This is a genomic window from Oceaniglobus roseus, assembly GCF_002869745.1.
GTDB lineage: Bacteria > Pseudomonadota > Alphaproteobacteria > Rhodobacterales > Rhodobacteraceae > Oceaniglobus > Oceaniglobus roseus.
In genome coordinates this window covers 1-12,463 of record NZ_PNOS01000019.1, presented here as the reverse complement: position 1 = coordinate 12,463, position 12,463 = coordinate 1, and the positions used below count along the sequence as shown (strand labels likewise).

Annotated in this window: 12 protein-coding genes; 4 read left to right on the top strand and 8 right to left on the bottom strand. The window is 68.3% G+C overall.

What is annotated here, in order from left to right; all coding sequences use genetic code 11:
* Window positions 1–11 precede the first annotated feature (11 nt).
* On the bottom strand, window positions 12–884 hold the full coding sequence (locus tag A7B20_RS10960) for an isocitrate lyase/PEP mutase family protein (protein ID WP_102108624.1): 873 nt from the start codon (window positions 882–884) through the stop codon (window positions 12–14).
* Complete coding sequence (locus A7B20_RS10955) at window positions 881–1,615, bottom strand: GntR family transcriptional regulator (RefSeq protein ID WP_102108623.1); 735 nt, start codon at window positions 1,613–1,615, stop codon at window positions 881–883. Before A7B20_RS10955 ends, A7B20_RS10960 begins: the two co-directional genes overlap by 4 nt.
* Window positions 1,616–1,759: 144 nt before the next feature.
* Here A7B20_RS10955 and A7B20_RS10950 point away from each other — a divergent pair, with 144 nt between their 5' ends.
* Genes A7B20_RS10950 through A7B20_RS10940 form a run of 3 tightly spaced genes read left to right on the top strand, consistent with a single transcriptional unit; the run spans window position 1,760 to window position 4,793 of the window.
* A complete protein-coding gene (locus A7B20_RS10950) occupies window positions 1,760–2,749 on the top strand; it encodes a Bug family tripartite tricarboxylate transporter substrate binding protein (protein ID WP_102108622.1) in 990 nt (329 codons plus the stop codon).
* 55 nt (window positions 2,750–2,804) lie between these two features.
* Window positions 2,805–3,287, top strand: a complete 483-nt coding sequence (locus A7B20_RS10945) for a tripartite tricarboxylate transporter TctB family protein (protein ID WP_102108621.1) — start codon at window positions 2,805–2,807, stop codon at window positions 3,285–3,287.
* Between the two features lie 3 nt (window positions 3,288–3,290).
* Window positions 3,291–4,793 carry a tripartite tricarboxylate transporter permease gene (locus A7B20_RS10940; RefSeq protein WP_102108620.1) on the top strand — a complete coding sequence of 501 codons (1,503 nt, stop codon included), beginning with the start codon at window positions 3,291–3,293 and terminating at the stop codon, window positions 4,791–4,793.
* 14 nt (window positions 4,794–4,807) lie between these two features.
* Here the strand turns inward: A7B20_RS10940 and A7B20_RS10935 are convergent, their stop codons facing one another.
* From A7B20_RS10935 to A7B20_RS10915, 5 genes are all read right to left on the bottom strand, one after another.
* Window positions 4,808–5,239, bottom strand: coding sequence for an acyl-CoA thioesterase (locus A7B20_RS10935; protein WP_102108619.1), 432 nt, complete (start codon window positions 5,237–5,239; stop codon window positions 4,808–4,810).
* Entirely contained in the window at window positions 5,239–6,393 is a 1,155-nt protein-coding gene (locus A7B20_RS10930) for an iron-containing alcohol dehydrogenase (protein ID WP_102108618.1), read from the bottom strand. The genes A7B20_RS10935 and A7B20_RS10930 overlap by 1 nt, the downstream gene beginning before the upstream one ends.
* 236 nt (window positions 6,394–6,629) lie before the next feature.
* Window positions 6,630–8,561 (bottom strand): TRAP transporter permease, encoded by a 1,932-nt coding sequence (locus tag A7B20_RS10925; protein ID WP_102108617.1) that lies wholly within the window; start codon window positions 8,559–8,561, stop codon window positions 6,630–6,632.
* A gap of 75 nt (window positions 8,562–8,636) precedes the next feature.
* The gene (locus A7B20_RS10920; RefSeq protein WP_102108616.1) at window positions 8,637–9,581 is read right to left on the bottom strand and encodes a TAXI family TRAP transporter solute-binding subunit; all 945 of its coding nucleotides are present in this window, start codon (window positions 9,579–9,581) and stop codon (window positions 8,637–8,639) included.
* Window positions 9,582–9,674: 93 nt separating this feature from the next.
* On the bottom strand, window positions 9,675–10,544 hold the full coding sequence (locus A7B20_RS10915; RefSeq protein ID WP_102108615.1) for a fumarylacetoacetate hydrolase family protein: 870 nt from the start codon (window positions 10,542–10,544) through the stop codon (window positions 9,675–9,677).
* Between the two features lie 152 nt (window positions 10,545–10,696).
* Here A7B20_RS10915 and A7B20_RS10910 point away from each other — a divergent pair, with 152 nt between their 5' ends.
* Window positions 10,697–11,368 carry a FadR/GntR family transcriptional regulator gene (locus tag A7B20_RS10910; protein WP_102108614.1) on the top strand — a complete coding sequence of 224 codons (672 nt, stop codon included), beginning with the start codon at window positions 10,697–10,699 and terminating at the stop codon, window positions 11,366–11,368.
* 149 nt (window positions 11,369–11,517) lie between these two features.
* Here A7B20_RS10910 and A7B20_RS10905 read toward each other — a convergent pair.
* Window positions 11,518–12,463: ABC transporter ATP-binding protein (locus A7B20_RS10905; RefSeq protein WP_157937656.1), on the bottom strand; the 946-nt coding region annotated here is incomplete at its 5' end.

Sequence of the window (12,463 nt, the reverse complement as noted above, 5' to 3'; positions counted from 1 at the left end):
CCACCGGCGCCTCACTCCGCGGCGGTGCCCCACTTCTTCTCGAAGTCCCAGACGTCCTGGAAGCCGATCAGCCGGTTGAACTCGCCGAAGTCGAACAGCGGTACATCGGGAGACCGGGAAGTGCCGGCGTCCTTCAGATGCCGCAGCGCCGTCTCGACGGCCGCGGCCGCCGCGAGCCCGGTGAGCGCCGGGAAGATCGCCATGGAAAACCCGATATCCTTCAGCGTCGCCGCGGGCAGGATCGGCGTGCGCCCGCCGTCGGCCATGTTGGCCATCATCGGCGCGTCGATCCGTTCGCAGGCCAGCCGCATCTCCTCCTCCGTGTCCAGCGCCTCGACGAAGACCATGTCGGCGCCGGCGTCGCGATACCGCTGCCCCCGCTCGATGGCCTTGTCGACACCCTCCATCGCCCGCGCGTCGGTGCGCGCGATGATCAGCGTCTCGCCCGGCGTCTCGCGCGCGTCGCAGGCGACGCGGATCTTCTGCACCATGTCCTCGGCGGGGATCACCCGCTTGAACGGCGTGTGGCCGCACTTCTTGGGGAACTCCTGGTCCTCCATCTGGATGGCGACGGCACCCGCACGCTCGTACCCGCGCACCGCGTGCTGCACGTTCAGCAGGCCGCCGAAGCCGGTGTCGGCATCCGCGATCACGCTGGCGTTCGAGGTCCGGGCCAGGATCCTCAGCCGCCCCACCATCTCGGAATAGGTGGTGATACCCGCGTCCGGCAGCCCCTCGGCCGAGGCCGTGCCCCAGTAGCCCGAGGAATAGACGAAATCGAAGCCCACCTTGTTGGCCACGACGGCCGAGATCATGTCGTGGATCCCCGGGGCGCAGACGAAGGTGCCGGCGTCCAGCGCGGCGCGAAGACTGGGTTTGGTCATCGTGAAGGTTCCTTTTCGTGTTCGGGTGTCGGTGCGGCGGGCAGGGGGCGCGTGCCGCGCGGGGCGGCCTCCGGCCCGGTGCCGCGGAAGATCAGCGCCGCGGACAGGATGTGGCCCCGCATCACGGCTTCGGCGCAGCGCTCGTCGCCCGCGCCGATGGCCGTCACCAGCTGGCGATGGTCCGAGAGGCTGCGCTGCACGTCCTCCGTCTCGAACTGCGCGTAGGAGCGGACGAGAAATCCGAGGTCCATGAAGTTGAGCGCGATCTCCTCCATCCGGAGATTGCCCGCGATCCGCAGGATCTCGGCGTGGAAGGCGCGGTTGGCCTCGGAATAGGCCATGACCTCGCGCGGCGAGGACCGGGCCAGCGGCTCCATCCGTTCGGCCATCGCGGCCAGCCGCTGCACGTCCGCCGCGTTGGCATGGCGCGCCGCCAGGCCGGCGGCATGGCTCTCGATCAGGGCGCGGGTTTCGAACACGTCGCGCACGTCCTTCTCGGACCAGCCCTTCACGATCGCCCCGGCATGGGGCGAGAGCGTGACGAACCCCTCGCTCGCCAGCCGCCGCAGCGCCTCGCGCACCGGCGTGCGCGACACCTTCGCCTCTTCCGCCAAGGCGCCTTCGGTCAGCCGCTCGCCGACCGCGAACCGGCCGGACGAGATCGAGTCGCGCACCGACACATAGGCCCGCTCTGCCGCGGTCCGCCTGTCGGTCTTGCTGTCGTCCGCCATCTTGGCCCCTTGTTTGTATGCAAAACCAACGTTTTGCCTATACTTGACACATTTTACTTGACGGATTGTATGCAATCAATAGTTTTCGGTCCCATGGTCCAGACAAATCTGGATGCTTGAGATCCAGACATAGGGAGGAATTGCATGCTTTTCGAAATGGGACGCCGCGCCGTGCTTGGCGGAATCGCAGCCCTGTCACTGATGCCGGGGCTGGCGACGGCGCAGGACACCTACGAGCCTGGCCGCCTGACCATCGTCGTGCCCTTCAACCCCGGCGGTTCGGCCGACCGCATGGCCCGCGCCATTGCGCAGTTCCTGCCCGAGGAGCTGGGCGTGCCCGTCACCGTCATGAACCAGCCGGGCGGCAGCGGCGCGCTCGGCCATACCTATTTCCTGCAACAGCCCGACGACGGGTCGTTCGCGCTGGTGTCGCCGGTGAACCCCTACCTGATCTCCAACATCCTGCGCGGGCAGGGGATGCTGGAATGGGACAAGTTCCACTTCGTCAACGGCCAGTGGCAGGACTACTACGTCGTCCTCGTGAACAAGGACCAGCCCTTCCAGACCGGCAAGGAGCTGATCGACTTCATCAAGGAGAACCCGGGCGAGGCCAGCTCGGCGATCATCAACGGCGACGGCGGCCACCTTGCGACGGTGGTGATGCTGGAACGTCTCGGCCTGCCGAAGGACGCCGTGAACTTCATCAGCTATGACGGCGGCGCCCCGATGCGCACCGCGCTGGCGGGCAACCAGGTGACGTTCTCGGTCATCTCGGCCCTCGGCTCGAGCGTGATCGCCGACGACGTCCGTCCGCTCGCCGTCATCAAGAAGGAGCCGGACGACCTGTGGGACGCGCCGAACATCAACGACATCCTCGCCGAGTACGGCGTCGAGATCCCGCTGCTCGCCGCCGACCTGCGCACCTTCACGGTGCACCAGAGCTTCGTCGACAAGCACCCCGAGACCTACCAGAAGCTGGTCGACGCCTACCGCCGGATGCTCGAGCGCGACGATTTCAAGGCGTTCATCGAGGAAGGCCAGATCGGTGGCCAGTGGATGGGCCCCGAGGCGACGGCGGAATCGCTGAACGAAAGCTACGAGATCTTCGCCAAGTACATCGACGTGCTGGAATAATCCGGCAACCGGGCGCGGGGCAGAGGCTCCGCGCCCTTTCAGGGGAGGGGACAACATGAACAGGCTGTCGCGCCATCTGACCGGCGGCGCAGGGCATCTGGCCCTGCTTGCGGCCTTCGCCGCCTTCACCGTGTGGTACACCGCCGATGCCTGGGCCGCGCAGTCCAAGGTCCAGAACATGCTGCTGATCGGCCCCGCCGCGGCCCTGTCGCTGGTGCTGATCCTCGTCCTCGCCGTGGCCGAGGCGCGGCGCATCGCGAAGGGCACCGACGCCGCACCCCCGCCCGAAACGCCCCCCGACACCTTCGCGGCGAAGCACGGCACGCCGATCGCCGCCGGTCTGATGGGCGTCTACGTCATCGCCATGCCGCTCGTCGGCTTCGACGTCGCCACGGTCGTCTATGTCGCGGTCAGCATGGTCCTTCAGGGGGCCCGCGACTGGCGCATCATCCTGGCCTTCTCCCTCGTCGCGGGGCTGCTGCCCGTCTGGGCGATCGAGGAGATGCTGTCCATTCCCGTTCCCACGCTGGTGCTCTGAGCCATGATCGACCTTGCCGCCTCCAGTGATGCCATGTCGCTTCTCGCCAGCAACCCCATGGCCTGGCTGGTGGTCCCCGCCGGGCTGCTGATCGGGCTCGTCTTCGGCGTGCTGCCGGGCCTGTCGGTGCCCATCGCCATGGCCGTGTTCCTGCCATTCACGCTCTACATGGATTTCCTGTCGGCGATCCTGTTCCTGACCGCGATCTTCACCGGCGGCGGCTTCGGCGGCTCGGTCCCGGCGATCCTGATGAACGTGCCCGGCACCACCGCCGCCATCGCCACCTGCTTCGACGGCTACCCGATGTCGAAACAGGGCCGCCACAACGAGGCGCTCGGCCTTGCGCTCGCCGCCTCCACCGTCGGCACGATCATCGGCTACGCGCTGCTGTTCGTGATCCTCGAACCGATCTCGCGGCTGGTGCTGAAGCTCGGTGCGCCCGAGCTGTTCCTGATCGCCCTCGCGGGGCTGTTCCTCATCGCGGCGCTGTCGGGCAAGTTCTTCTGGCGCGGCGTCCTCGCCGGCGCGCTCGGCCTGATGATCGGCACCGTGGGGATGAGTTCCTCCGGCATCATGCGCGGCACGATGGGCTCGATGTACATGCTCGACGGCATCTCGACCACGGCCGCGATCATCGGCCTCTTCGCCGCCTCCGAGATCTTCGCGCTGGTGAAGAGCGAATACATTGTCGCCGACGCGGGGGCGCGGGAAGTGCGCATCGCGCTGATCGCCCGCGGCTTCCTCGACGCCTTCAGGAACTGGTACCTCGTGCTGCGCGGCGGCCTGATCGGTGCGCTGATCGGCACGGTGCCAGGCGTCGGCTCGACCGTCGCCAACCTCGTCAGCTACTCCTACGCCCGCAGCCGCTCGCCCGAGGGCGAACGCTTCGGCACCGGCCATCCCGAGGGCGTCATCGCCGCGGAATCCGCGAACTCGAGCTCCGAAGGCGGCTCCATGGTGGCGCTGCTCGCGCTCGGGATCCCGGGCGGCGCGGGCACGGCGATCATGCTCGGCGCCTTCGCGATGCACAACGTCACCGGCGGCCCGCGCTTCATCTCCGACAACAAGGACATCGTCTATGCGATCATCGGCGGCAACCTGGTGCAGGCGCTGCTGCTGGCGGGCATGGGCCTTCTGTTCCTGCGCATCGCCGTGACCATCGTGAAGGTGCCGCTGAAGTACCTGCTGCCCGTCATCACGACGCTGACCGTGCTCGGCAGCTATGCCGTGTCGAACTCCATGGTCGGGCCGATCACGCTCGCCGCCGCGGCGATCCTCGGGCTGATCATGAAGCACTACAACTATCCCGTCGTCGCCATGGTCATCGGGCTGCTGCTTGGCCGGATGATGGAGGGCAACCTGCTGCGCACCTGGCAGCTCAGCCGGGGCGACCTGACGATCTTCCTCGAACGGCCGATCTCGCTCGGCCTCCTGATCGCCCTCTGCCTCGCCGTGGCGCTGCCGCTCGGGATGAAGCGGCTGAAGGCCCGCGCCGCCCCGGACTGAGCCGGGGCGCGCGGCTAGGGCATGAGGCTTGCGAAGGCGGCGCGGCGCGGGCTGTCGATGGGCACCGGGCGGTGCGTCCCCCGCGCGACATAGACGTGGACGAAGAAGCCCTCGGCCGCCGCCTCCTGCGCATCGTTGCGGAACAGCGCGATCTCGAAGCGCACAGACGAGGTACCGAGCTTAGCGACGCGCAGCCCCGCATGCACCACGTCCGGGAAGCGGATCTCGCCGTGATACCGGCACCCCGTCTCGACGACGAGGCCGTAGCTTTCGGACGTCGCGGGATCGAGCAGCCCGCGCTCCATCAGCCAGCCGTTCACCGCGGTGTCGAACAGCGAATAATGCACCACGTTGTTCATGTGGCCGTAGATGTCGTTGTCGATCCAGCGTGTCTGCAACCGGCGGAACGTGGCAAATCCGTCCCGCCGCGCCCGGGGCGCCGCCATCACCAGGCCGCGCGATAGATCGCCAGCGCGTCCGCCTCGCCGACGGTCCGCGGGTTGTTCACCAGAAGCCGCTGCTGGACCATCGCGTCCGCCGCCATCTTCTCCAGCGCCGTCTCGGGGATCGACACGTCGCGCAGGCGCGTCGGCATCCGAAGTTCGGTCGCGAGGTCGGCGAGCGCCTCGATGAAGGCGGCGCAGCGGGCCTGCGACCCTTCGACCGCGGCGAGGTCGGGGAAGGCATCGGCCGCGATCTCGGCATAGAGCGCATAGGCGTCGGGCGCGTTGAAGCGCAGCACGTGGGGCAGGACCAGCGCGTTCGACAGCCCGTGCGGAACGTGGAACGTCCCGCCGATGGGATAGGCCAGCGCATGGACGGCGGCGACCGGCGAATTGGCGAAGGCCTGCCCGGCCAGCATCGAGCCCAGCAGCATCGCGCCCCGCGCCTCGACATTGCCGGGCTCGGCCACGACGGTGCGGATGTTCGCGCCCAGCAGCCGCAGCGCCTCGCGCGCCAGCATCCGCGAGAGCGGGTTGTTGTTGGCGTTGCCCGAGGCATAGGCCTCGATCGCGTGCACCATCGCATCCACCCCCGTCGCCGCCGTGATCGACGCGGGCAGGCCCAGGGTCAGGTCCGCGTCCAGCACCGCGATGTCGGGCAGGATCACCGGCGAGGAGACGCCGCGCTTCTCCTCCGCGCCGACGGTGATGATCGAGACCGGCGTCACTTCCGAGCCGGTCCCGGCCGTGGTCGGCACCAGCACCAGCGGCAGCCGCGGCCCCTTCGCCTGTCCCACGCCCCAGGCCTCGTCCAGATCCTCGCCCGAGCCCAGCAGCAGCGCCGCCACCTTGGCGACGTCAAGCGAGGAGCCGCCGCCGAAGCCCACGACGCCGGTGCATCCGCGCCCGGCCTCGACCGCCTTCTCAAGCGTGGCGCGGGACGGATCGGCCTCGACCGCGTCGAAGACCGTGACCTCGTGTCCCGCCGCCTCGAGCGAGGCGAGACCGGCGTCGCACAGACCCAGCCGCCGCAATCCCGGGTCGGTCACGAACAGGATCCTGCCGCCCAGCAGCGCGCCCGCCACCGACGCAAGCTCGGCCGAGGCGCCGGGCCGGAAGACGATGGACTTCGTGGTGTTGAAGAAGAACGGCTGCATTCCTGGATACCCTCGCAATCTCGCGCTGTCGTCGGGGCCCGACGGGCCCGGTGGCTGCGCCACCTCTACCGGGTCCGAAGAGCGGAGGCAATTTGTATGGACCAAATACCCGGGCCATGGCTGGAAAGGTACGCAGACCGTCAAGGCGTCGCGAGGGCATTTGACCGGTGTACTGGCGGTCGTCGCCCAGGCCGTCACCGCGCGGCGTCGGCCTCGGGTCTTTCCTGGGGAAGCTATCAGTCCTGGCGGCTTCCCGCTTCGCTCGCCACTGCGGGAGCCCGCATCGCCGACGTCAGGAGAACCGCTGCCAGACCGACGATCAGCCCGGCGACATCCGTGATCCAGGAGCTGGGGAACAGCAGCAAGACCGCCGACACCCCGAACAGCACGCGGGGCGCCATCGCTATGCGTCCGCCGATCGGCGCGCTGCCCTGCAGGCAGATCGCCAGCGCCACGCTTCCGACGGCATAGAGCAGGCTCGAGACGATGATGTCCGGCCAGTCGCCCTGCATCAGGATTTCCGGAACGTAGACGAAGGTGAAAGGCATCAGCGCCAACGTCGCGCCGAACTTGAGGGCGGCAAAGCCGGTTTTCATGGGCGGCGCGCCCGCGATGGCCGCCCCCGCGAAGGCCGAGACGCAGACCGGCGGCGTGATGTTCGAGAGGCACGCGGCATAGAACACCGCAAGGTGCGCCGCGACCGTCGGCACGCCAAGCTGGATCAGCGCGGGGGCCGCGACGACCGACAGGATGATGTAGGAGCCGGTGGTGGACGACCCCATGCCGATGACGACGGACACCAGCGTCACCAGCAGCACTGCGACGAACAGGTTGCCGCCGGAGAAGTCGATCAGCACGGCCGAGAACTTCAGCCCCAGCCCCGCCAGGACGATCCCGCCGATGATGACGCCGAGGGTGCCGATGGCCGCGCCCGCCGACGTGTTGCTGGCCGCGCCCCCTGCGAGGGCCTGGGCGATGTCGCTCGGTCCCATGCGCGTCGCCTTGTTCCGCCACGACAGGACGGCCGCCGCGACGGTGCCCCAGAAGGCGCAGAACTCGGCCGAATACCCCCAGAACAGCAGGCCGATCACGGTGGCGAGCGGCAGGAAGAAATGCCAGCCCCCCGCCAGTACCTTGCTGAGGCTCGGGATCTCCTCGTCGGGCAAGCCCTTCAGGCCCAGCCCCACCGCCTCGAGGTCGACCATCGACAGCAGGAACAGGAAGAACAGGCAGGCGGGGATTACGTTGATCAGCGCGATGTAGAGGTAACTCGTCTCGGTCAGCGTCGCGAGGATGAACACCCCGGCCCCCATGACGGGCGGCATGAACTGTCCGCCGGTCGAGGCGATGGCCTCGATGGCGCCGGCATGGTGCGGGCGGAACCCGGTGCGCTTCATCAGCGGGATGGTGAAGGACCCGGTGGTCACGACGTTCGCCACCGACGACCCCGAGATCGACCCGAACAGCGCCGAGGTCATCACCGCGATCTTGGCCGGGCCGCCCCGCCACCTGCCCGCGACCGCGGTCCCGAGGTCCATGAAGAAGGCCCCCGCGCCCGAGCGTTCGAGGAACGCGCCGAAGATCATGAACGGGAACACGAAGGTCGCGAAGGTCGCCGTGACGACGCCGAACAGCGCCTCCTGCGTGGAATAGGTGAACTCCAGGATGCGCTCGACGGACATGCCGGAATGCGCCAGGCGGCCGGGCAGGTAGGGGCCGAAGTAGAGCTGGCAGAGAAACACGAGCGCGAGGATCGAGATGATCGGCCCCAGCACCCGGCGGCTGGTTTCCAGCATCAGCGCGATGGCGATGGCGCCCATGACCAGGTCGTACTGGTTGGGCGAGGACACGCGGAAGATGGCGTAGCTGACGTACTGGTCGATCCAGTACCCGATCGAGGCGACGGTGAGGCCGATCAGGACCAGGTCGACGATGCTGGGCCGGTCGGTGGGCGAGCGGCGGTGCGCGGGATAGAGCAGGAACACCAGCACCGAGGTCAGCATCAGGTAGACGCCGCGGTTGCTCTGGGTCGAGACCAGGCCGAAGCCGGAGGTGTAGAGGTAGAACAGCGAGAAGCCGATGGCGGTCAGGTTGAAGACCAGCGCCCAGACCCCGGTGAGGCTGCGCTTTGCGCCGTTCACCCGGAACAGCCACGAGAAGTCGAACATCGGTGCGTCCTGCCGCAAGATCGAGAAACGCCCCGGCCGCGCGGACCGGGGCGAAGGAGTGTCAGGGGGTGCGGATCACTCGGGCCACTGGCCCTGTTCGCGGTAGTAGGCCTCGGCGCCCGGATGCATCGGCGCGCCGAGCTTCTGGAAGTTGGCGACGTCGGGCTTCATCTGTGCCCAGGCCTTGTGACCGGCCGCCAGCGCGTCCTGCCTGTCATAGGCCGCGGCGACCATCCGCTTCACCACGTCCTCGGGCACCCGCTCGTGTGCGACCCAGTAGACGGTGGTGAAGGGCATGTCGGTGGCCGGCACGCCCTTGTAGGTCGTGTCGGGCATCGTGCCGGTGTGGTAGAACGGATAGGCCTCGCTGATCTGCGCCAGCTGGTCCTCCGCGTAGGGAATGACCGTGATGTCGCGGGTCTCGGCCAGCTCGGTCACCGCCGCGGCGGGCGAGGACGACTGGCAGAAGGCGTCGATCTGTCCGTTGCCAAGGGCACGCCCCGCATCGGCGAAGGTCATCAGCTGCGGATCGATGCTGCCGATCAGGCCAAGCGCCGTCAGGACGTTCGTGCAATTGAAGACGGTGCCCGATCCCGGCGGGCCAAGCGCCACCTTCTTGCCATCCAGATCGGCCAGCGACTCGATCCCGCTGTCGCCCAGCGTCACGAAATAGGTCGGACCCTCGTAGGCCATGGCGACGCCGCGCAGCATGGTGCCCTTGTCACCGCCCTCGAACGGGCCCTCGGGTTTCTGCGACATGTAGACGTGGCTGCCATAGACGATGCCCATGTCCAGCTCGCCCTTGATCAGCCGCTTGGCGTTCTCGGTCGAGCCGCCGGTGGTGACCTGCGTGATGTTGACGTCCGGCAGGTCCTTGGCCAGCTCGGTGCCCGCGACGCCGACCATGTAGTACATGACGCCGCCCGGGTTCGAGCCGCCCCAGGCGACCTCCGTCGACTGCGCATGGCCTGCCGTGGCCAGCGCGGTCAGGGCCGCCGCGGTGCAAAGCATGTGTTTCATCTGGTTCTCCTCCTCCACTTTCTGGGTAATCGCTTGCGGCGACCGGCGCCGCCGTCCTTCCCGTCCGCCCCGTTTCCCGGGGTCTGTCCTTCCTCAGGCGCTCCAGCGCCCGAAGGTGTTCCTGAGCCTGCCCACCCCGTCGATCTCGATCTCGACCACGTCGCCGGGCACCAGGTACTTCGGGGGATCGAAGCCGATGCCGACGCCCGCCGGGGTGCCCGTGGCGATCACGTCCCCGGGCTTCAGCGTCACCCCCTGCGAGATGGTGGCGATGATCGTCGGGATGTCGAAGATCAGCAGGCCGGTGTTCGAATCCTGCCGAAGCTCGCCGTTCACGCTGCAGCGGATCGCGGTGTCGGACACGTCGATCTCGTCGCGGGTCACGGCCCAGGGGCCCATGGGGCAGAAGGTGTCCTGCGACTTGCCGACGATCCACTGGCTGTACCGCCCCTGCAGATCGCGCGCGGTCACGTCGTTGACGATGGTATAGCCCCACACGTGCTCCATCGCGGCGTTCCTCGTGATGCCGCGCCCGCCCGTGCCGATGATGACGGCCAGTTCGGCCTCATAGTCGATGGCCCCGGACACGTCGGGGTCGATCAGCACCTGCTCGTCGTGGGCGATCACGCAGTCCGGCACCTTGGAGAAGATGATCGGTTCGCTCGGCACCGCGCCCTTGGCGGCGCTGGAATCGAAGCCGCTCTTCGAGAACTCGTGCGCGTGCTCGAAATAGTTCTTGCCGACGCAGAAGATGTTGCGCGCGGGGCGCGGCACCGGGGCTTCAAGCTGCACATCGGCCAGCGCCACCGGCCCGCCCGCGGTCGGCGTGTCCCGTCCGATCAGGGCGGCAACCCCGCGCTCGGCCTCTTCAGCGGGCAGATCCAGCGGCGAAACCGTCCCCGCGGCCTCGTCGACAAGACCCACGTACCGCCTGCCTTCATGCCGGTAAGTCGCGACCTTCAAGCGTCCCTCCCATCCATTTTTCTTGATTGGATCAATTTGGTTCACTAAATGGTACAGAATGCGGGCAATTCTGGCAAGCATCTTTGCGCGGGACTTGCCAAATTTGCGTGTGGTTGGCAAATTGGCGCAAGATTGGATCATTGGGAGCCGCCATGCGGGGAAACGCCGAACGTATCGCTTCGCAACTGCGCGGCCGTGTGGCGGCAGGCGAATGGTCCGGCGGCAGGCGGCTGCCGACCGAGCGTGACCTCGCCGAGGAATACGGCGTCGCCCGCAACACCGTCCGCCGCGCCTTCGACCGGCTGGAGGCCGACGGCATCCTCGTGCGGCACGTCGGGCGCGGCACCTACCTGCAGGAGGCGCCGGGGAACGGCATCGCCGACATCGTGCGGCGGATGGAGGGCACGTCGCCCGCCGACATGATGGAGGTGCGGCTGCTGCTGGAACCCGCCGCCGCCGCCTTCGCCGCGTCCAACGCCAGCGCCTCGGCGCTGGCAGCCATCGGCGCCGCGCACGAGACCGCGGTCGCATCGGCCGAGATGCCCGAGTTCGAATACTGGGACGCGGAGTTTCACCACAGGATCTTCTCCTGTACCCGCAACGACCTGCTGCGCGAGATCCACGAGGTGCTGCGGGTGCTGCGGGACCAGCCGAAATGGTTCGAGATGAAGAAGCGCAGCTTCGTCGAGGCGCGTCGGCTGCGCTATTGCGAGGAACACGCCCAGATCCTCGACGCGCTCAACGCGCGCCATCCGGAACAGGCCTCGGCGGCCATGCGCGCGCATCTTCTGACCGTTCAGCACAACCTTCTGGGTCGCCCCTGACTGGCTTCCCTGCGGCCGAGTTTCCGTGAAGTGGCGGCCCGCCCGGGATCCCCGGCTCCTGTCGCCGGGGATAGCCTCAAGCGGCGTTCAACATGGCCAAGGAAAAGGCACGCGCCATCGTTTCTCCGGGGCAGGGGCTGCGGTCGTCCTCACCCCTCCCGCAGCACAAGGTGGCCGGGGCTCACCTCGTCGTAGACCGGCGCGGGATGGCGGTGTCCGACGGGGAACACCGGCGAGGCGATGGGGGTGAAGCCCAGGTCCTCGCGCAGGCGTCGGCGGCGCGGATCGGCCACGGGCACCGCCGCCATCAGCGAGCGGGTGTAGCCGTGGCGGGGATCCTCGAAGATCGCGGCGCGGGGTCCGATCTCGACGATCCGGCCGAGGTACATGACGGCGACATGGTGGGACACCCTCTCGACCACCGCCATGTCGTGGCTGATGAACAGGAACGACAGGCCGAGGTCCGCCTGGAGATCCATCATCAGGTTCAGCACCTGAGCCTGCACCGAGACGTCGAGCGCCGACACCGCCTCGTCCGCGATGATCAGCTTCGGGTTCAGCGACAGCGCCCGCGCCACCGCGACGCGCTGGCGCTGGCCGCCCGAAAGCTCGTGCGGGAAGCGGCGCAGGAAGCTTCTGGGCAGTTCCACGCGGTCGAACAGGCCGGCCACCCGCTCGTCCAACTCGGCACCGGAGGCGATGGCGAAATTCCGCATCGGTTCCGCCACCTGCGCACCGAGGCGCATGTAGGGGTTCAGCGATGCGAAGGGATCCTGGAACACCATCTGCATGTCGCGGCGGGCCCGGCGCAGGCCCTCGGGGCCGAGGGCGCGGACGTTCTGGCCCGCAAGCGTGATCTCGCCCTCCTGCGGTTCGACCAGCCGCAGGATCGAGCGGCCGCAGGTGGACTTGCCCGAGCCGGATTCGCCGACCAGCGCCAGGGTCTGGCCGGGGGCGACATCGAAGCCCACCCGCTCGACCGCGTGGACCTCGGCCACGGTGCGGCGCAGGATGCCGCCCCGGACCGGGAAGCGGTTCGTCAGGTCGCGCACCCGCAGGAGCGGCCCCGGCGCGGCGGCGCGCGGCGCGTCCTGC

Coding starts and splice junctions, on each gene's coding strand:
- A7B20_RS10940 (WP_102108620.1), top strand. CDS start 3,291: ATGATCGACCTTGCCGCCTCCAGTGATGCCATGTCGCTTCTCGCCAGC.
- A7B20_RS10945 (WP_102108621.1), top strand. CDS start 2,805: ATGAACAGGCTGTCGCGCCATCTGACCGGCGGCGCAGGGCATCTGGCC.
- A7B20_RS10955 (WP_102108623.1), bottom strand. CDS start 1,615: ATGGCGGACGACAGCAAGACCGACAGGCGGACCGCGGCAGAGCGGGCC.
- A7B20_RS10920 (WP_102108616.1), bottom strand. CDS start 9,581: ATGAAACACATGCTTTGCACCGCGGCGGCCCTGACCGCGCTGGCCACG.
- A7B20_RS10950 (WP_102108622.1), top strand. CDS start 1,760: ATGCTTTTCGAAATGGGACGCCGCGCCGTGCTTGGCGGAATCGCAGCC.
- A7B20_RS10910 (WP_102108614.1), top strand. CDS start 10,697: ATGCGGGGAAACGCCGAACGTATCGCTTCGCAACTGCGCGGCCGTGTG.
- A7B20_RS10925 (WP_102108617.1), bottom strand. CDS start 8,561: ATGTTCGACTTCTCGTGGCTGTTCCGGGTGAACGGCGCAAAGCGCAGC.
- A7B20_RS10935 (WP_102108619.1), bottom strand. CDS start 5,239: ATGGCGGCGCCCCGGGCGCGGCGGGACGGATTTGCCACGTTCCGCCGG.
- A7B20_RS10960 (WP_102108624.1), bottom strand. CDS start 884: ATGACCAAACCCAGTCTTCGCGCCGCGCTGGACGCCGGCACCTTCGTC.
- A7B20_RS10930 (WP_102108618.1), bottom strand. CDS start 6,393: ATGCAGCCGTTCTTCTTCAACACCACGAAGTCCATCGTCTTCCGGCCC.